A 414-nucleotide genomic window follows, 5' to 3' on the forward strand; every position below is an offset into this window, starting at 1 on the left:
CCGGCGCGTACAAGGATGTCTCCGCCGTCGTCGATGCGGCGGAGCGCGCCGGCCTCGCGCTCAAGCGTGGCGATCTGCGCGGCCTGCTCGGAGACGATGCTGAGGAGCGTGCGCATCGGGCCGGTAGCGGCGCCGACCAGCTCGGGCCAGAATGACTGCTGGCCCTCGGGCAGCGCCAGGTCAAGGTGTGCGAGCAAGTCGCGGTGCTGGGGGCCGGCGCGGACCCGCGGAACCGCTGGAGGCGGGCGGTCGTGGCGAGGGCCGGCCGCGGCGGCGGGTGGCGGGGCGCCGCGGGGCGGGGTGGTGGGGGTGGGGGGTGTGGGCCGGGGGGGTCAGGGTGGGGGGTGGCGGGGATGCGGCGGCGGGTGGGGGGGGGGGGGGGGGGGGGGGGGGGGGGTGGGGCGGCGGGGGGGG

Annotated in this window: 1 protein-coding gene; it reads right to left on the reverse strand. The window is 80.4% G+C overall.

Features of this window, described 5'->3' with window-relative positions; all coding sequences use genetic code 11:
* Nucleotides 1-197, reverse strand: a 197-nt coding sequence (locus ACUXVE_RS20055; RefSeq protein WP_445515021.1) for a hypothetical protein, incomplete at its 3' end; no start/stop codon positions are given.
* Nucleotides 198-414 lie beyond the last annotated feature (217 nt).

It is taken from the genome of Stenotrophomonas sp. 3(2025), from assembly GCF_052665395.1.